This window comes from Pantoea sp. EA-12 (assembly GCF_030053355.1).
Taxonomy (GTDB): Bacteria; Pseudomonadota; Gammaproteobacteria; order Enterobacterales; family Enterobacteriaceae; genus Pantoea; species Pantoea vagans_C.
The window spans coordinates 242,569-259,373 of the sequence record NZ_JASGBY010000006.1; the positions used below are offsets into that span (position 1 = coordinate 242,569).

The 16,805-nt window shown below is 53.6% G+C and carries 16 protein-coding genes; 5 read left to right on the forward strand and 11 right to left on the reverse strand.

Going from position 1 to position 16,805, the window contains the following annotated elements; all coding sequences use genetic code 11:
- Positions 1–24: 24 nt before the first annotated feature.
- Entirely contained in the window at positions 25–1,095 is a 1,071-nt protein-coding gene (locus QMZ30_RS11655) for a LacI family DNA-binding transcriptional regulator (RefSeq protein ID WP_283227498.1), read from the reverse strand.
- 195 nt (positions 1,096–1,290) lie between these two features.
- Here QMZ30_RS11655 and QMZ30_RS11660 point away from each other — a divergent pair, with 195 nt between their 5' ends.
- The 4 genes from QMZ30_RS11660 (at position 1,291) to QMZ30_RS11675 (ending at position 4,951) form a co-directional block, all read left to right on the forward strand.
- Positions 1,291–2,112 (forward strand): ABC transporter substrate-binding protein, encoded by an 822-nt coding sequence (locus tag QMZ30_RS11660; protein WP_283227499.1) that lies wholly within the window; start codon positions 1,291–1,293, stop codon positions 2,110–2,112.
- 74 nt (positions 2,113–2,186) lie between these two features.
- Positions 2,187–2,993: an amino acid ABC transporter permease gene (locus tag QMZ30_RS11665; protein ID WP_283227500.1), complete on the forward strand. Its 807-nt coding sequence runs from the start codon at positions 2,187–2,189 to the stop codon at positions 2,991–2,993.
- Between the two features lies 1 nt (position 2,994).
- Positions 2,995–3,741 carry an amino acid ABC transporter ATP-binding protein gene (locus tag QMZ30_RS11670; protein WP_283227501.1) on the forward strand — a complete coding sequence of 249 codons (747 nt, stop codon included), beginning with the start codon at positions 2,995–2,997 and terminating at the stop codon, positions 3,739–3,741.
- 91 nt (positions 3,742–3,832) lie between these two features.
- On the forward strand, positions 3,833–4,951 hold the full coding sequence (locus QMZ30_RS11675) for an NAD(P)/FAD-dependent oxidoreductase (RefSeq protein ID WP_283227502.1): 1,119 nt from the start codon (positions 3,833–3,835) through the stop codon (positions 4,949–4,951).
- Positions 4,952–5,379: 428 nt separating this feature from the next.
- Here QMZ30_RS11675 and QMZ30_RS11680 read toward each other — a convergent pair whose 3' ends face one another.
- The 8 genes from QMZ30_RS11680 to QMZ30_RS11715 form a co-directional block, all read right to left on the reverse strand.
- The gene (locus tag QMZ30_RS11680; RefSeq protein ID WP_283227503.1) at positions 5,380–5,616 is read right to left on the reverse strand and encodes a hypothetical protein; all 237 of its coding nucleotides are present in this window, start codon (positions 5,614–5,616) and stop codon (positions 5,380–5,382) included.
- A 268-nt stretch (positions 5,617–5,884) separates the two neighbouring features.
- Positions 5,885–7,522, reverse strand: coding sequence for a GMC family oxidoreductase (locus QMZ30_RS11685; RefSeq protein ID WP_283227504.1), 1,638 nt, complete (start codon positions 7,520–7,522; stop codon positions 5,885–5,887).
- Positions 7,519–8,046, reverse strand: coding sequence for a sugar dehydrogenase complex small subunit (locus tag QMZ30_RS11690; RefSeq protein ID WP_283227505.1), 528 nt, complete (start codon positions 8,044–8,046; stop codon positions 7,519–7,521). The genes QMZ30_RS11685 and QMZ30_RS11690 overlap by 4 nt, the downstream gene beginning before the upstream one ends.
- On the reverse strand, positions 8,036–9,445 hold the full coding sequence (locus tag QMZ30_RS11695; protein ID WP_283227506.1) for a c-type cytochrome: 1,410 nt from the start codon (positions 9,443–9,445) through the stop codon (positions 8,036–8,038). Before QMZ30_RS11695 ends, QMZ30_RS11690 begins: the two co-directional genes overlap by 11 nt.
- Before the next feature lie 118 nt (positions 9,446–9,563).
- Positions 9,564–10,271, reverse strand: a complete 708-nt coding sequence (locus QMZ30_RS11700; RefSeq protein ID WP_283227507.1) for a hypothetical protein — start codon at positions 10,269–10,271, stop codon at positions 9,564–9,566.
- Between the two features lie 72 nt (positions 10,272–10,343).
- On the reverse strand, positions 10,344–11,492 hold the full coding sequence (locus QMZ30_RS11705) for a lactonase family protein (RefSeq protein WP_283227508.1): 1,149 nt from the start codon (positions 11,490–11,492) through the stop codon (positions 10,344–10,346).
- A gap of 36 nt (positions 11,493–11,528) precedes the next feature.
- The gene (gene otnC / locus QMZ30_RS11710; RefSeq protein WP_283227509.1) at positions 11,529–12,167 is read right to left on the reverse strand and encodes a 3-oxo-tetronate 4-phosphate decarboxylase; all 639 of its coding nucleotides are present in this window, start codon (positions 12,165–12,167) and stop codon (positions 11,529–11,531) included.
- An 11-nt stretch (positions 12,168–12,178) separates the two neighbouring features.
- Complete coding sequence (locus tag QMZ30_RS11715; protein WP_283227510.1) at positions 12,179–13,486, reverse strand: MFS transporter; 1,308 nt, start codon at positions 13,484–13,486, stop codon at positions 12,179–12,181.
- 266 nt (positions 13,487–13,752) lie between these two features.
- Here QMZ30_RS11715 and QMZ30_RS11720 point away from each other — a divergent pair, with 266 nt between their 5' ends.
- Positions 13,753–14,787 carry a LacI family DNA-binding transcriptional regulator gene (locus tag QMZ30_RS11720; RefSeq protein WP_283227511.1) on the forward strand — a complete coding sequence of 345 codons (1,035 nt, stop codon included), beginning with the start codon at positions 13,753–13,755 and terminating at the stop codon, positions 14,785–14,787.
- Here the strand turns inward: QMZ30_RS11720 and QMZ30_RS11725 are convergent.
- Positions 14,784–15,473 (reverse strand): substrate-binding domain-containing protein, encoded by a 690-nt coding sequence (locus QMZ30_RS11725; RefSeq protein ID WP_283227512.1) that lies wholly within the window; start codon positions 15,471–15,473, stop codon positions 14,784–14,786. The two genes, QMZ30_RS11720 and QMZ30_RS11725, sit on opposite strands and share 4 nt — an antisense overlap.
- Positions 15,474–15,475: 2 nt before the next feature.
- Entirely contained in the window at positions 15,476–16,723 is a 1,248-nt protein-coding gene (locus QMZ30_RS11730; RefSeq protein WP_283227513.1) for an alpha-hydroxy acid oxidase, read from the reverse strand.
- Positions 16,724–16,805: the final 82 nt, after the last annotated feature.

Here is a 16,805-nt window from a genome sequence, read left to right on the forward strand (position 1 = left end):
AACGTTAATGATGTTTGCATGGCGCTAAAATTCGTGTCTTCCAACCGATCCCCTGACCACCATCCAGCTATCAAACCTCGGTAGTTCCCCAACTGACTGCTGGCGTATATGGCAGATCAACCTGCGCGCGGCTTCACGTCCCATTTCATACACCGGCTGAGCAACCACGGTTAAAGGCGGTGTCATCAATTCCGTCCAGGGAAAATCATCATACATCACAAACGACATCGCTTCGGGCACCCTTAACCCGCGTCTTGCCAGCCCTCGCAGGATGCCCATGGCAATGAGATTATCTGAGGCAATCAGTGCAGTGGGTGGTTCTGGGAGAGATAACAACTCCGTCAATATTTGTTCGATGATCGCGTCATTAAGGGCATTGAGGCGGATAAGGCTGGGATCCAGTTTAAGCCCTGCGTCCTGGTAAGCATCTATCATCCCCTTTACACGCTGTGCCACGGGAGTTGGCCCTAAAGTTGTTGCCGTTGAGTAGGGTTCAGGCACCCGCATACTGGAGAGGTAAGCAATGCGTTGATGGCCCTCATTGAGTAACAACGCGGTTGCCGCTTTAGCACTGGTTAAAAAGTTTGCCTGTATCGCCTCAACGTCCATGCCTTCGACTGCCCGGTCAAACATAATCAGTGAGCGGCCTTCGGCCAGCACCTGTTTAAGGTGTTCATTATCGCGTGACATCGAACTGCAAGGTGCCACGATGATGCCATCGACACGCTTATCCAGCATAACGCGCACTGCTTCCTGCTCCTCTTCCAGTGTCTCATCACTGTTGCTGAGAAGTAAGTGAAAGCCTGCCTGTCTGGCAACATCTGCCATGCCGCGTAATGCGAGCCCAAAGTGTGGATTTTCAATATCCCCGACAATCACGCCAATGGTATTAGAGCGCCCGGTATTCATGCTGCGGGCCAGCTCATTAGGCCGATACCCTAAGGCCTCTGCCGCCTGGTTAACCCGGGATTGCACCTCTTCACTGACGGAGCCATACCCGCCTAGTGCTCTTGCAGCCTGCGCTTTTGACACGCTGGCTGCGCGCGCGACATCAGCCACGGTGGGAACTCGGGAACGGTGATTTTCATTGGTCATAATTATTTCGAATCACAAGTTGATGACGACAGAATTGACGCTTCTTTAGGCGTGTGCTTAATATCAGTATATCCACTTGAGACCGGTCTCACAATATGCGCCGGTTTCATTTTGGCCCTCGCTGAGACCGGTCTCAATTATAATATCCCGGCTTAGCGGACTCTGAAGTTTCACCTGCACAGACGGAAGAGCCTTATGACATCGCAAAAATATTTTACCCACCTCACTGCCGCACTGTTCGGCAGCGCCGTGTTGTTTTCAGCCAGCTTCAGTGCTCTGGCGGCCAATGACAGCAACCCCTACGGTTTACTGGAGCCAGGACACCTGCGCGTGGCCAGTTTGGGGGATGCCAAGCCCTACACCTTCACCGACAAGAACGGGAATTTCACCGGTTTCGATATCGAGTTTTTTAAAAACGTGGCGCATCGGATCGGCATCGATAAGGTGGATTTTGTCGGCCAGGATTTCTCCGCCATTCTGCCAGCGGTGGCTAACGGGCAATATGATGCCGGCGTAGCAGCGATTGGGATCACCCCGGCACGGGAAAAAACCGTCGATTTTTCGACAGGCTATCTGGCTGGCTATTTGACCGTACTGACCCGCAGTGACTCGGGAGTGAAGAATGTCGAAACGCTGGCACATAAACGCCTGGGGGTGATCCAGGGCACGTTGCAGGAAAGTTACGCGCTGCAGCATTTCAAGCAGACCGACCTGGTGCGATTTCCTGATAACAACAGTGCCGTTTCCGCGCTGAACAATGGCACCCTGGATGCCATGTTCCTCGATTACGAAGCCGCCAAAGATTATGTCACCCGTTTCAAACTGGTCACAGCGGCTGATATCCCCTCTTTCGATGCCCCCGCCGGTGTGGCGATCGCGAAAGACAAGCCTGCTTTTAAAGCCGCTCTCGATAAAGCTATTAAAGATGCGATGCAGGACGGCACCTGGAAACAGCTTTATGAGAAGTGGTTCCCGGGTTCGCCGATGCCGAAACAGTATCTGCCGAACGGCCAATAACCTCGCGCGACATCTGAGCGAGAGACTGCATCCGGTGACGGCAACGGTCCGTCACCCGTAACAGAGAATCGGCTATGGACCTGATTACCATTCTTTCCCGGACGTTCTTTGATATTCCCTCAATGATGGACGTTCTGCCGCAATTGCTGGCAACTGGACTGGTTAACACCATTATCATCTCAGTCGCTGCGACGATACTGGGGACGCTGTTCGGCCTGATTTTGGCGTTGATGGGCATCTCCCCTTCGCGCTGGCTGCGACTCCCGGCGCGGTTATATACCGATTTGTTTCGCGGCTTGCCCTCCATCCTTACCATTTTACTGATTGGTCAGGGTCTGGCGCGATTCAGCTACCAACTGTTTGGTCCTACACCCTACCCGCTCGGCATTTTTGCCTTAAGCCTGATCGCCAGTGCCTATATGGGCGAAATTTTTCGCGCGGGTATTCAGAGCGTTGAGCAAGGCCAAATGGAAGCCTGCCGGGCACTGGGGATGAGCTACAGCCGCGCGATGAGGCTGGTGATCATTCCGCAGGGCATACGACGCGTGTTACCCGCCATCGTGAATCAGTTTATTGCCATCATCAAAGACTCCTCGCTGGTGTATTTGTTGGGGCTGATGACGAATCAACGCGAGTTGTTCCGCGTGGGTCAGGATGCCGCAGTACTGAGTGGCAATCTCTCTCCGCTGATGCTGGCCGGCCTGTTCTATCTCATCATCACCGTGCCCCTTACCCATGCGGTGAACTATATCGATGTGCGCTATCGAACCGGACGCCGTCGGGCGAGCGCGCCACAAAGCGGCCTGAAGGAGGTTGATGAGGTGGGGCAAAAGCGCACCGTCGCGCCGACTGGCTCACTGACCCGCGAGCGAGGACATTAATATGGCGACTTCCACTGCATTCCATGGCGCGAGCCTTGAGTTGCGCAATCTGACACTGGCTTACGGGCCAATTGAAGTCCTGCGCAATGTGTCTCTGACCGTCGCGCCTGGTACCACAACCTGCATCATTGGCCCTTCCGGCTCGGGAAAGTCGACGCTGTTACGCGGCATCAACCGTTTGCACGAACCTAAAAATGGCGATGTGTTGCTGGCGGGGCGATCGGTACTCAAGGACAAGCCCGATGCATTACGCCTGAGAATTGGCATGGTGTTTCAGCACTTCAATCTCTTCCCCGATCACAGCGCGCTGGAAAACGTGGCGCTGGCACCCTGGAAAGTCAAAGGGCGGCCAAAGGCTGAAGCGTGGGACATCGCCCGTCAACGGCTGGCTGAAGTGGGATTAGCGCAGCGCGCTGACCACCGTCCGCGCGATCTTTCTGGTGGTCAGCAACAGCGAGTGGCGATTGCACGCGCACTGGCGATGGAACCGGAAGTGATGCTGTTTGATGAAGCGACCTCCGCGCTGGATCCCGAATTGGTTAAGGGAGTGCTGACGCTAATGGCAGAACTCTGCCAGCGCGGGATGACCATGGTGGTGGTGACACATGAAATGGGCTTCGCCCGTCGCGTGGCCGACCAGGTGGTGTTTATGGATGAGGGGGAAATCGTCGAATCCGGCACGCCTGAAGCGATCTTTGATCGACCACAGTCTGCCCGTTTACAGCGCTTTCTTTCGGAGGTGCTTTGATGACACGCCAACGCATCTTGGATCTTGCCCTCCACGAACCCGCGTATGTGAATGCCTGACGGCTGTTCATTTTTAAGAGAAGGAATAAATGATGTCTGAGAAATCTGTAGCGAACACCGTTATCGTGCTGGGCGGCGGTATCCTTGGGGTATCCACTGCCTGGCATCTGGCCAAAGCTGGGGCGAAAGTCACACTGGTTACCGAATCAGAACTGGCGTCGGGCGCTTCAGGACGTTCACTCTCCTGGCTGAATTCTGCTGGCGAGCGTTCACTGCCCTACCACAACTTACGTATGGCGGGTATCGATCGCTACCGCACCCTGTTTGCTCGCTATTCTAATCTCGACTGGTTGCGTTTCGATGGCGCTGTTTTCTGGGCGGCTGATGATGAGGCGGGAACCCAGGCGCGCCATCAGTATGAGAAGTCGCATGGCTATGATTCACGCCTGATTGACCAGACCACAGTGGGTAGCGTGGATTCGCAGGTTAATAAAGCCAGTCTCTCAAAGATTACGATTGCCAATCCGGGCGAGGGCTGGGTGAGCCTCCCTCACCTTATCGATCATCTTGTTGAGGCGTTTAAAGCGCTGGGGGGAGAAATCGTTGAGGATGCGGGTAAAGGCAGTGTGATGACCGATTCTGGTAGAGCGATTGGTATTCGCTGCGAAAAGCGCGGGGAGTTTACTGCCGAGAATCTGCTGGTGGCGTGCGGCCCCTGGACACCCGATGTGGTTGCCCCGCTGGGTGTGAACATCCCCAATGGGTCGCCGGTTTCGATGTTAGTCACCAGTCAACCGAGTGGCCGCGGGCTCAAAGTGGTGTTAAATACCCCGCGCGCAGCCGTGCGACCCAATCCTGGCAATACCTTAGCGGTTGATCATGACTGGTATGAAGAGGATATCGTTGCGCATGCCGATGGACGGTACAGCATTGATGAAGCGGTCATTGACCAGTTAATGGCAGAAGCGGGAAAGCTGATTGGCGATGGTTCACCCCTCACAGCGAACAGCTGGAAGATAGGTTTGAAGCCCATTCCCGGAGATGGCGAACCGGTGGTCGGGGAATTGGTGAAAGTTCCAGGGTGTTTTGTTGCGTTTACCCATTCGGGGGCCACCCTGGGGCTGATACTGGGGGAGTTGATAGCAGAGGAAATGCTGACTGGGGTGAAGCACCCGATGCTCGCGAGTTTCCGGCCGGAACGGTTTGATTGATTCTAATGTGCTTCCAGCGCCTTGATAGTTGTGGCGCTGGAATTAATTGTACTTATACAGCTTTCAATAGTTTCATAAAATATGCGCATTGATTAACGCGGCAAAAATTTGGTTGATGGAAATAGGCCTAAATTTTAAAGATTAATGTTTAGGATGTCTCTGAGATTAACCAAGTATTGGTAAACTGTTTACTTTTAATGTGAACGCTTAGCTCGAATTTTTTAATGCAAACATATTGGTCGCGAGTATAGAGCATGTTCGGACTGGCAATAAGAATCAGGTGCATGGTGTCTTTTCCGCTGGATGCCGCGAGATTTTTACCGCAATGTGGACACCATGAGTAAACCTCAGCTAACAATGAAAATTCTGGGGAACGGCGTGAAGGCTAAGGTAGTATTTGATTTGCTCACAACTGACCAGCAACGCGATTAACCTTTATTAACCCGCATATAACGCCATGATTTATAGGATAATAATGGTGGCTGTATAAAAGTAGCCACTGCAATGCCGCAAGAAACCACACTCAGCGCAATAATAAAGCGTCGCGACAGGTCCCGAATGGCATGATCTAAAGTGCCGCCATAGCTTTCAAGGTTGTTCTTTACCTTGCGAATGTCCGACTGACTGAACCCCGAACGTAACAGCTTTTCTTCATTGACTTGCATAGCCCTTGACCCTTAACACTTTAACCACTGGTCAGATATATCAGAGTCCGGCACATTTTTCGAGCCAGTGTCCCTATCACACGGTGTATCTTATCAGGGCGCAGGTGAGTATTGCAGGTAAGCTGGGGTTCACTTCTCACCAGAATGCGGTTCCATTGTTGCGTGAGCTCGTCTTGCATATCTAAAAGCAACGGCAGCCCGATTTAATGCAGGCTGCCATATTTATCCACGGCTGTACGGATGAGCAAAATCCGTATCTAGCTAAGGGTTACGCCATGCTATGCAGCATATGATCCGCCAGGCGTAAACTGAGTGCCGCCCCTGTTAATGTTGGATTCATACAGGAGGCTGAAGGCATGACGCTGGTACCCGCGATCCACAGGTTCGGATGGTCGTGGGTCTGGCAATCACGGTTCACTACCGAATTTTTAGGGTCATCGCCCATGATGGTGGTGCCCATAATATGCTGGCGATCCTGGAATTTTGTATCAATCGACAGGATGTCGGCATTCAGCAGCTCTGCGAACTTATGGAAATCCTTAATGCCCTCTTCTTTTCCGGCGTGCCAGTAGTCTGTCACGCTGTAATAGATTTCCGGCAGCGGGATACCAATCGCATCCTTTTTCGTTTTGCTGGGTGTCACCCGGTTCTCCGGGAGTGGCAGCGTCTCGAAATCGATAGCAAAGTTCAGCGAACGTGCTGACTGGCGACGGATCTCCGCATCAAGTTTTGAACCCAGTACCCCTTTCTCAATTAATGATGCAGCATAGTCGGCGGTGGGGACCGTATTACGCACTTTGATCTTGTAGCTGGGGAAGTCTTTGCGGAATGCACCATCTCGGTTATTCAGGTAAACCAGTAGCTCTGTCGGTCCCTGCCCTGGCCAGACGTCCTCGGACATCATCACATTCATGCTGATACCGGTATGGCCCATCAGATTGCGTCCGACCTGATCAGACGAATTGGCGATACCCTGCGGATATTTCTCTGACGTCGACATCAGCAACAGCTTCGGTGACTCAATGCCGTAAGCCGCCAGCACAAAGTAGTTTGCCGTGAGGTGATGCTCGGAACCATCCGGTTTTTTATACCAGATACCGGTAATTTTCCCGTCGTCGCCCGCTTCAATACGGTAAACCACGGCATTATCCAGTAAGGTTGCGCCCAGCCTTTCAGCCTCATCAATGTGCATTGAGCCATCATATTTAGCCGCAATCGGGCATACCGGATTACAGTTGTTGTTCCCGGCACACATCGGTCGTTTTCCCCAAGGCTTGGTGGCACGGCCATTTGGCTCCAGCACCGGATTATAGCCCCCTTTGCCCAGCATCTCGCTCAGACGGTCGAACAGATAGCTGGTGGGTAGCCCTGGCATCGGGAACGGTGTCGAACGCGGTGGCCAGGCTTTGCCGCCCTGTCCGCTCTCGTCCTGCCCATCAATTCCCGAAACACCCAGTTCGTGTTCGGCTTTGCCATACCAGGGTTCCAGCTCATCGTAGCCAAAGGGCCAGTCGCGCCCGCGGCCATACAGGCTGTTCAACTTAAAGTCATTGGGGATCATGCGCCACAGTGCTGAACCAAAATGCCATGTGGTGCCACCCACCACGCGCAGGTATTTAGTGGGGTATTTTACCGGGCCGACCTGCTGCAGATAATCACCGTAAGTCGAGGGGATGTGCGGCGGGTTGGGATAAGGAGAACCGACACCCTGTAATTTGATGTTGGTCAGCGACATCTTAAACGGCGAATTGCGGAAGCGTTCGACAATCTCCTGACGCGAAACACGGGGACCCGCCTCAAGGATAATCACCGATTTGCCGGCTTTTGCCATCTGCGTGGCGATCAGCCCACCCATCACACCCGAACCGATGATAATGACATCGGCATCTACTTTTTGTGCACTCATGCGCCTTCTCCTGTTGTCGCCACTTTGCCATCGGTTACTGCCCAGTAGAAAGGACCGCCACCGTACGTTGGTACCACCAAAATGTCTCTGGTTGGCAGGTACATCAGCGCCTCGGCATAGGCGATAAGCTCTAAATCACTTCCTGTGCCGACAACGCCGGTATACCAGGCAGAAATAATCGTTTTTGCTGTCTGCCAGTCACCGTTGTCTGTACCCAACGCGGCGAGAAAATCATCCACGTGAGCAAAGTGACGCTGTTGTAACAGGGCGTTGAGGCTGTCGAGCTTTTGTCGGAACTGCGGGTCATGACGGGTTAATGCTTCAAAATAGCGCTGCCCCAGAACCGGCCCCACCGAACGGCTGACAAGAAACTGTGAAACGTCAAGAAAACCCGTGTCTGACATCTGTGCCGCAGCTAACGCGCGTGCCGGGAACAGGGAATTGCACATTGTCGCAAGGGACAGAATGCCCATGCCCTGCAGCAGCCGGCGCCGCGACAGCTGTGGGGAAGATTTATTTGTCATGCTTTTTACCCCTGCGGGAGAATGCCACGATGATCAGTAACAGAACGATCACCACCACTGCACCGCCGCCCCACACGGCTGGCTGGGCCAGTCGGGCAATCAGGGGCCGTTCTCCTCCCTCGCGTAGTGTTTTCACCTGCGCGGGCGTCACGTTGAGTTGTGCATTGCCGAAGTTCTTCAGCACGTAGTTGCTGACATCGGCAATCTGCTGATCGGTCAGACGATCGGTAAACAAGGCGTCAGGGCCGAATCCCGGCATGTCGACGTCTTTACCGGCCACGGTACGGTGCACACCGTAAACGATGGCGGCGATTAAGTTATCCGCCTGAGCTGCACCGGTCGCGGTGTTGTGATACAGCGAAGGGTAAATTTGGTTGCCCGAACCATCAGGTTGATGACAGTTCGCACAGGTACTGGCATACACTTTCCAGCCAGCATCCGGATTGTTAATGGCGCGCAGGGCTGCTTCGCTGGTTGCCGGACGTCCGAGGCTTTCGCGGGGAGCGCTTTCAGGGGAGCTGATGGCTGGAACCTGACGTAAATAGGCGACAATGGAGGCAATATCTTCATCGTTCAGATGCTGAAGGCTGTGCTCAACCGCTTCCGCCATGGGACCCGCAGCCTGAGCTTTGCCAGCGACGTGCCCCGTTTTGAGGTACTGAGCAATATCGGCATCACTCCAGTTGCCGATTCCCGCCTGTTTGTCAGGGGTGATATTCGGGGCGTACCAGCTGCCAAGGCTTCCGCCGGCCAGTGCCTGGTCATTGTTTTGTCCCATCAGTGCATTACGTGGCGTATGGCAGGTATCACAGTGCGCCAGAGCGTTGACGAGATAGTCCCCGCGATTGACCTGCGCTGACTTGTCCTTTGCAGGAACAAAAACCGTTTCATTGGCGAAAAGCATATTCCAGAAAAACATGCTTGAACGGATATTAAACGGGAAAGGTAAATCTGTTTTAGGTGGTACGTTATCATCTGCTTTGACGCCATACATAAAATAGGCATACAGAGCATGAATATCCGCATCAGTAATTTTAGCGTAAGAGGTATAGGGCATCGCCGGATACAGATGCTGGCCTTCTTTATTAATACCCTGCCGAACGGCTCTGGCAAAATCTTCTTCGGTATAATTCCCTATTCCCGCTGTTTTTGACGGCGTAATATTGCTCGCGACAATATTCCCTAAGGGGGAGGCGATAATATAACCTCCGGACATCTCTGAGCCATGTTGTGGCGCGGTATGACATGCACCACAGTCAGCAGCAATGGCCAGATACTTACCTTTCGCTATCAGCGCTGCAGAGTCATTCGCATTTTCTGCATGGGCAGAAAATGTCACAGACATTATTGCGCTCAACGCGAAAGGCAGACAACGTAGTCTCACCTTTCTTGCCTTCATTATAATTGCTTCCGGTAAATGATTATTTAATGTTGTTAGAATAATAAATGCACATCTGCGGGATGACCGCAGATGTGCAGATTATCAAAACCCTTAATTTTACAAAATACAAACAGTGCTATAACAGTTCGTAATCATTAAAAACAATATTGTCCGCACTGGCCGCCGTAATCTCGGTTTTTCCAGGGTCGGTTAAAAACGCATCACCTGGATGTACCCAAAGTTCTTTCACCCGGTTGGTATGGGCACGATCGGCGATGAGTACACGTCCTTCGGTGAAGAAGACGCGTACGCCAGGACCATACTGGGTATACTCTCCCGTGCTCTGTCCCGGTTTCAGGGTCACTTTCCAGCCTTTGACGGTTTTCTTATCCAGCACCTGCTGGAAAGCATAACTTGCCGGGCGTGTGGCACCGCCAAAATGTTGCGGACCCGGAATGTTAATTTCAAAAGCGACCTGATGATTCACCGTACTGCCGGTATTTGTCACTTTATCGGTGTCTGACTTGCCCTGATGTTCGCCAAACTTAACGTTACCGGTTTTCATCTCGGTAATGTTTACAGGCTTATCAGGATATTCAATTTTAACCGGGCTTCCCTCTATATGCGTGTTCACGTAGTCCAGATGCTGCTCATGAAAGAGTGTCGACTGTCCCGGCTGAATTAATACGCGCATGACGGTGACATATTTATTTTCAAGAATGACATGGTGAAGAGGTTCAAGATCGGTGGCGACTACTTTTTCAGCAGCCTGTGATTGAAAGGCTGCTCCCAGTAATACAGAGCATAATAAAGTTTTATTGAGCATCTTTTGAATGCTGGACATGACGACTCCTTTTTTACGTAATCAGACTCTGAAAAAAACGGCATTAAATAATGCACAGGTAATAACAAGATGTTATTCCACAATGGTGACCCAGTTTGCTCCCTTTCCGGTGGGTACTCGTTCAATTAAGTTGAGTTTTCCGCTCTGTTGATCAATGGCGTAAAGTGATATTTGCGAAGACTTCTGTCCTGACTCGATCAAATAATGACCGGAGTTATCAATGGCAAAACCGCGTGGCTGAGTCTCGGTTTTAATACTGTTAATCAACGTCAATTTTCCGTCCGTCGGTGATACGTTAAATGCCGTCAAAGAACTGCTGGTTCTTTCCGTTGAATACAGGAAGCGACCGTTCGGAGTGAGGTGAATATCGGCCTGCCACAACCGTGGCTTCTCAGACTTGGGTAAATCATCATCTCCGGTCAGCGGTCTTGCTTCACCACGCTGCATATTTCGGGCAATGGCCGGATCCAGTGAAGGCGTTACGTCGCGTTCAGTCATGGTGCCATCCTGGTTCAGCGTCAGGCGCGAGATATTCCCTGCCATCTCCGTCAGCAAATACATGTTCTGCTCCCCTTTTGCATCCACTGCCGGGGCAAATGCAAAGTGGCGCGGCCCGGTTGCCGCCTCGTGCTGGATATTGATAAATGCAGGAGTATTGGGCGTGACTTTCCCGGTGGCGCTGTCGAAACGATACTGCAAGAGCTGATCGGCGCCGAGTAACGGCACAAACAGGTACTGGTTGCTGGGGTCGGTCTGAATCGAATGGGCGCGCTTGCCGGTATGCACCACCTGAACGGGAGCGCTTTCGACCTTACCGTCTGCAGCAAGGCGATTAATGCTGAAGAGGTCACCGCCATAAGAGGAGGAAAGGAGAAAACGCCCTGTCTTATCCAAGGCAATGTACGCCATCGCTTCGGGCAGCGAGGTATCGGCAAAATGGGTCAGCGATCCGTCCGGCTGAATATGCCAGCCGGCAACATGGTAAGGCTGACTCCGCACCGATATGTACAGCGTCTTTTTATCTTTCGACACCACCATAGGCATACTTTTCAGCCCAGTGGGATATTCACCGATGGGCTTCAGCTGGTGCTTTGCTTTATCCAGCGTGTAGGCTGTCACCGTCCCGCTGTCGCCGTTTGAGACGTAAACAAAAGCCGTATCCTTTGCCATGGCTGCGGCTGCGAACACCATCATCCCCGCCGCGATAACTGTTTTCTTCATGTTCTTTTCTCTTTTTTGTAGGGTACAGAGTGACGCTTACCAGTGCGTCTTGAAGTGCTCACAAAGTTCATGCACTGCCGCTTCTGGCAGCGCGGCCGGTTTGATGGCGCAGTTCAGCCATAAGCGCGCCGTTTCTTCCAGTTCCTCCAGCGAGAAACTGGCCGCCGAGACGGACGCGCCCCAGATCACCGGCCCCAGGCGTTCAAGCATCACACCGCGAACCTCATTGGCCAGTCCGGCGACCTGTTCCGCGACGTCTGCATGACCCGGACGACGATATTCAATCAGTGGGATGCGCCCGACTTTCATGACCTGATAGGGCGTTAGTGGCGGCAAGATGCTGTCTTGCTGCCAGACACCTGCCAGCGTCAGCTGGACCAGATGCGTTGAGTGCGTATGGACCACGCCTTGCGCATCCGGATTACGGTCATAAATCTGTCGATGCAGCAGCAGCGTTTTGGAGGGTTTATCACCCGATACCCACTCGCCGTCTCGATTCACTTTGGCGATACGCGCCGGTTCAAGGTGGCCCAGACACGCATCGGTGGGAGTGATCAGCCAGCCATCTTCCAGTCGCGCACTGATGTTGCCCGCGGTTCCGGTGGTGTAGCCCCGGGTAAACAGGTCGGCTCCCACCTGGCAGATCTCTTCCCGTAAAGACTGTTCGTTTTGCATTTTCCCTCTCCTCAATCGTTAGCAGTGGCAATAACATTCGATTCACGGCGCACGCTGACGGGCAGCGGCTCCAGCTTGCCCAGCACGAACATAAACGTCAGCGCGCCGAGCACACAGATGGCACCAGCGACCAGTAAAGGCACCACAAAAGATCCGTGGCTGAGGCTCAGCATCAGTCCGGTAAATGATGCCGTGACAATCCCGGCGAGATTGCCAGCGAAGTTCTGGATGCCGCCCAGCGTGGCCACATAGTTACTGGCAGGCGCGACATCAGCTGGCAGCGTCCAGATGTTGGCTGCTGTGAATGCCAGACCGGCATAAGTGATGGAGAACAGCGTCAGGATCACGGCGATGCTGTCGGTGAAGGCCGCAAAGGCGATGACGGACGAGAGCAGCATGCCGGCCACCAGGCAGGTTTTACGTGCAGCCGTGAGGCTGAAACCTTTACGGTACAGAGCATCTGAGATGACGCCCCCTAACAGGCTACCGGGAATTCCCATCAGCGCTGGGATCGCGCCCAGCGTACCCAGTTCTTTCAGCGAGAAACCGTGGGCGACGGTGAGATAGGTCGGGAACCAGGTGACGAAGAAGTAGGTCGCAAAGTTCATGCAGAAAAAGCCGATCATCATTCCCCACACGTTACGGTGGCGGAACAGTGACCAGAGTTCGACTTTAGCGTTTTCCTGCGTGACCGGCGCAGCGCGATCCTCGAGCAGATTCTGACGCTCCGTCTCATCCAGTCCTTTCTTCTCTTCCGGATCGCGATAGAACACCAGCCAGATCGCTACCCAGACCAGTCCTAATGCACCGGTGACGACAAAGGAGGTTTCCCAGTCCCACGTGCTGATCAGCCAGGCAACCAGCGGCAATGCCAGTGCGCTTCCGGCGCGCGGGCCTGCATCGAAGATGCCGCTGGCGGTCGCACGCTGTTTTTTCGGGAACCAGCTGTAAACCACTTTCACGCAGCCCGGGTTGCCGCCTGCTTCACCGATGCCGAGCGCTAGGCGCGCAGCAAACAGAGAGGTGAAGCCTTTACCGAATGAGGTGAATACCGTGAAGAGTGACCACCAACCCACTGCCAGTGCGAGGCCCGCACGTGCACCCAGACGGTCAATCAATCTTCCCGCCGGGATCTGCATCAAGGCATAGGTCCAGAAAAAGGCGCCAAGAATGAGCCCCATACTGGTGTCATCTAATCCCAGATCGGCCTTGATGTGAGGTGCAGCAATTGCGAGATTGATGCGGTCAATGTAGTTGATAGCAATGGCGAAGAAGCAGAACACGATCATCAGCCAGCGAATTCGTGGATATCTGCGCATGGTGAATTCCTTTATGATTTATTTATGGGTAACAGAGGTTCTGCGGCGTTGCGGCCTGCAGCAGCCAGCGTTGCGGTTAAAATTTGGGGATGCAGGTCATGATTTGGTTAATAAATCGTGAGCAGGCGTCCTCAAGCTGATAACATGTTTTCAAAAGTAAGCGATTACAAAATACAGTCAAGCCAAAAGTAAGCGCTTTCAAAATTGATCGTGAGTTGTCTGCCAAAACTGTGGACAAGCTCACTTTTTTCAGCAGGAGTGACTTGATGAGTGAGAAGCAAAATGGAACCGGTCGCGTATCACTGGAAGATGTCGCGCGTCTCTCAGGAGTATCCACAGCGACGGTATCGCGGGTACTGAATGGTAGCTCCACGGTAAAAGCGGCCCGCCGGGAAGCGGTGGAGAAGGCCTGCGAGGAGTTGGGGTACGTTATCAACCGTGCGGCGCGAACCCTTGCATCGCGCCGCAGCATGACCATAGGCGCGGTGGTCCCTACGCTCGCGACTGAAACCTTTTCCCGACCGCTGGCCGCCTTTCAGCAGCTGATCCACGAAGCGGGGTACACGCTGCTACTGGCCAACTCCAATTTCGACCCAGACACCGAACTGAAGGAAGTCAACAAGCTGATTGAGTACGGGATAGATGGGTTAATGCTGGTGGGGAATACCCACCATCCCAGGCTATGGGAGCGCATCACGCAGCAGGACATCGCCTGCGTGCAGACCTTTTCACAGGACCGCGACAAGCCGAGTGTGGGTTATGACAGTGAAGGCGCCGCTGAAACGTTGGCCAACCATCTGCTGGGGCTGGGGCATCAACGCTTTGCCGTGATTGTCGGTACGCCCCCCTCCAACGATCGTGTCTCAGAGCGACTGAAAGGCACCCGTCGCGCGTTGCAGCAGCATGGGCTTGAACTGGCTGATACGCATCTGATTGATAATGCTTTTTCCATGAACGATGCGCGTAAAGCCGTATTTCGTCTGCTCGACGGGCCACAGCCACCCACCGCCATTATCTGCGGTAATGACCTGCTGGCGTTTGGCGCGATGCGCGCAGCAAGCGAACGCTACCTGCGCATTCCTAACGACATTTCGATAGTGGGCTTTAACGACTATGAGTATGCGGAACATCTTGAGCACCCGCTGACCACCATGCGTGTCGATTTGGCGTCAATTGGTGAGCACGCTGCGCATTATCTGTTGAACACACTGAACAACCAGACAGCGCAGACGCATACTGTGATTAAGACGGAACTTATCGTAAGGGGCAGTACGGGGTCAGTGCCCCGTCAGGATCGTTAGTCACGGCGCACTAAGCCAAACTGGCTGAAGATATCGGTGACTTGCGGTGTTTTCAGCCATGCCAGAAATTCGCGCGCGGGCTCGCTGTGTGTAGTCTTGTTCAGCACGGACGCTGAGATAGACACCGGCTGCTGCGTTTCAGGTGGCAACGCGCCGACAATCTCAACACCGGATACCATCAGCAATTCACTGAGCTGCTGTACCGCCAAATCTGCATTGCCATTGACCAGTTGCTCTGCGGTAAAGCCGGCAGGAATGACGGTACCACGGGCACGCAATTCAGCATCGATATTGAGTTGTTTCAGCACATGGCTGAACCACACGCCGCTGGCCCCGGCTTCCGACCATGAAACAGAACGTGCTGCCAGCAGGGTATCAATTAACCTTTCTCGCGTACTGATGTCAGGGTGCGGTGTTCCCGCCAGCACGGCAATACCGATGGGTGAATCTACCACCTCTATCCGATCATCTTTAGCAGCCAAACCCGATTCAATCAGCCTGTCGAGTGTTTCGACCGTGGCGATAACCACATCAGCCTGCTCGCCTGCGTTCAGCTCTTTTTCAATGATCGTACTGGGATGCCAGCGAAACGTCAGTTGCGTCTCAGGATGAGCATCCTGCCAGTGTCTGACCAGCGTATTAAAGGGCGCACTCAATGCCAGCGCGCTGTAAAGGGTTAACTCCATGCTTAATCCTCCTTCGCAAAATAGGGCGCACGGCGTAGCAACGAAGCATCCAGTTGACCCGGACGCGTTACGCCGATAAGTGCCAGATCGCGGTCTATTTCATCACGCAGAATGTGCATGGCATGCTCAATTCCTGCCTGGGCACCAATCACAGAACCGTAGAGGAACGGTCGGCCGAGGAACACGAAGTCTGCACCCAGCGCCATCGCCTTCATCACGTCGGTACCGCGGCGGATACCGCTGTCGATAATGACTTTCATATCCCCTTTTGCAGCTGCGATTTCGGGCAGCGTATGCAGTGGCGGAACGGTGTAATCGAGCTGACGACCACCGTGATTTGACAGGATCACCGCATCAGCGCCGAGGTCACGTGCCATGAACGCATCCTCGGGAGACATCAGTCCCTTAATCACCAGATTTCCTTTCCACTTTTTGCGTATGGCTTCAACGTGCTTCCAGCTTAGCTGATCGCGCGCATTGGTGTTACGCACCTTGCTGGACATCATGGGTGGGCCACGTTCAGCATCGGTGTTTTCAAAGTGGGGAGCGCCATGGCGCAGGAAAGTCTGCGCGACAGTACCCAGCAGCCAGCGTGGACTCATCGCGCTCTGCCACATCACTTTGGGGGTAATTTTGATGGGCATGCTGAAACCACTGCGGGTGTTGTGCTCCCGGTTGCCCAGCATCGGCGTATCTCCCGTCACGACCAGGGTTTTATACCCTGCTCGCTCGACGCGTTCGACTAAACGATCGATGCGCGGCTGATCGCCCGCCAGATAGGCCTGGAACCAGGCATCAGGGTTTGCCGCAATCACCTCTTCCAATGGGATGAGGGATGAGGCACTCAGGATCATGGGCACATTCATCGCGCGGGCTGCTTTGGCCAGCATCAGGTCAGCGCGATAGCTGACGAAGGAGGCGCCGCCAAGCGGTGCCACGCCAAAGGGATGAGCCCAGTCTTGTCCCAGCAGATTGACTCGCTGATCACGGCCCGACACATCACGGAACATGCGCGGCACAAAGACATACTGTTGGTAGGCTTCATAAGCCGCTGCAAGCCCCCTTCCGGTCTCAACGCCTCCCTTAACGTACTGATAAATCATATTGGGTAAACGCTTGCGGGCATGACGTTCGAAGTCTTCCAGTGCCAGTAAGTCCCTGAAATGACGAGGAACGGTACTGACTGGACGTGTCTGAGCTTCAGGCACACTGGCGATGTTAATAGCGGTGGTCTCTCCACGAGTAGTCATTTTGCGTTCTCAGTCATAATAAAAGTAAGCGATTTCAAAATTAACATTCAGGGGAATGTGGTCTGTTATTATCCTGCCAGAT

What these genes read in the sequence shown, in the direction of transcription:
- QMZ30_RS11655 (WP_283227498.1), bottom strand. Translation starts at nt 1,095, where the DNA reads ATGACCAATGAAAATCACCGTTCCCGAGTTCCCACCGTGGCTGATGTC.
- QMZ30_RS11660 (WP_283227499.1), top strand. Translation starts at nt 1,291, where the DNA reads ATGACATCGCAAAAATATTTTACCCACCTCACTGCCGCACTGTTCGGC.
- QMZ30_RS11665 (WP_283227500.1), top strand. Translation starts at nt 2,187, where the DNA reads ATGGACCTGATTACCATTCTTTCCCGGACGTTCTTTGATATTCCCTCA.
- QMZ30_RS11670 (WP_283227501.1), top strand. Translation starts at nt 2,995, where the DNA reads ATGGCGACTTCCACTGCATTCCATGGCGCGAGCCTTGAGTTGCGCAAT.
- QMZ30_RS11675 (WP_283227502.1), top strand. Translation starts at nt 3,833, where the DNA reads ATGTCTGAGAAATCTGTAGCGAACACCGTTATCGTGCTGGGCGGCGGT.
- QMZ30_RS11680 (WP_283227503.1), bottom strand. Translation starts at nt 5,616, where the DNA reads ATGCAAGTCAATGAAGAAAAGCTGTTACGTTCGGGGTTCAGTCAGTCG.
- QMZ30_RS11685 (WP_283227504.1), bottom strand. Translation starts at nt 7,522, where the DNA reads ATGAGTGCACAAAAAGTAGATGCCGATGTCATTATCATCGGTTCGGGT.
- QMZ30_RS11690 (WP_283227505.1), bottom strand. Translation starts at nt 8,046, where the DNA reads ATGACAAATAAATCTTCCCCACAGCTGTCGCGGCGCCGGCTGCTGCAG.
- QMZ30_RS11695 (WP_283227506.1), bottom strand. Translation starts at nt 9,445, where the DNA reads ATGAAGGCAAGAAAGGTGAGACTACGTTGTCTGCCTTTCGCGTTGAGC.
- QMZ30_RS11700 (WP_283227507.1), bottom strand. Translation starts at nt 10,271, where the DNA reads ATGTCCAGCATTCAAAAGATGCTCAATAAAACTTTATTATGCTCTGTA.
- QMZ30_RS11705 (WP_283227508.1), bottom strand. Translation starts at nt 11,492, where the DNA reads ATGAAGAAAACAGTTATCGCGGCGGGGATGATGGTGTTCGCAGCCGCA.
- otnC (WP_283227509.1), bottom strand. Translation starts at nt 12,167, where the DNA reads ATGCAAAACGAACAGTCTTTACGGGAAGAGATCTGCCAGGTGGGAGCC.
- QMZ30_RS11715 (WP_283227510.1), bottom strand. Translation starts at nt 13,486, where the DNA reads ATGCGCAGATATCCACGAATTCGCTGGCTGATGATCGTGTTCTGCTTC.
- QMZ30_RS11720 (WP_283227511.1), top strand. Translation starts at nt 13,753, where the DNA reads ATGAGTGAGAAGCAAAATGGAACCGGTCGCGTATCACTGGAAGATGTC.
- QMZ30_RS11725 (WP_283227512.1), bottom strand. Translation starts at nt 15,473, where the DNA reads ATGGAGTTAACCCTTTACAGCGCGCTGGCATTGAGTGCGCCCTTTAAT.
- QMZ30_RS11730 (WP_283227513.1), bottom strand. Translation starts at nt 16,723, where the DNA reads ATGACTACTCGTGGAGAGACCACCGCTATTAACATCGCCAGTGTGCCT.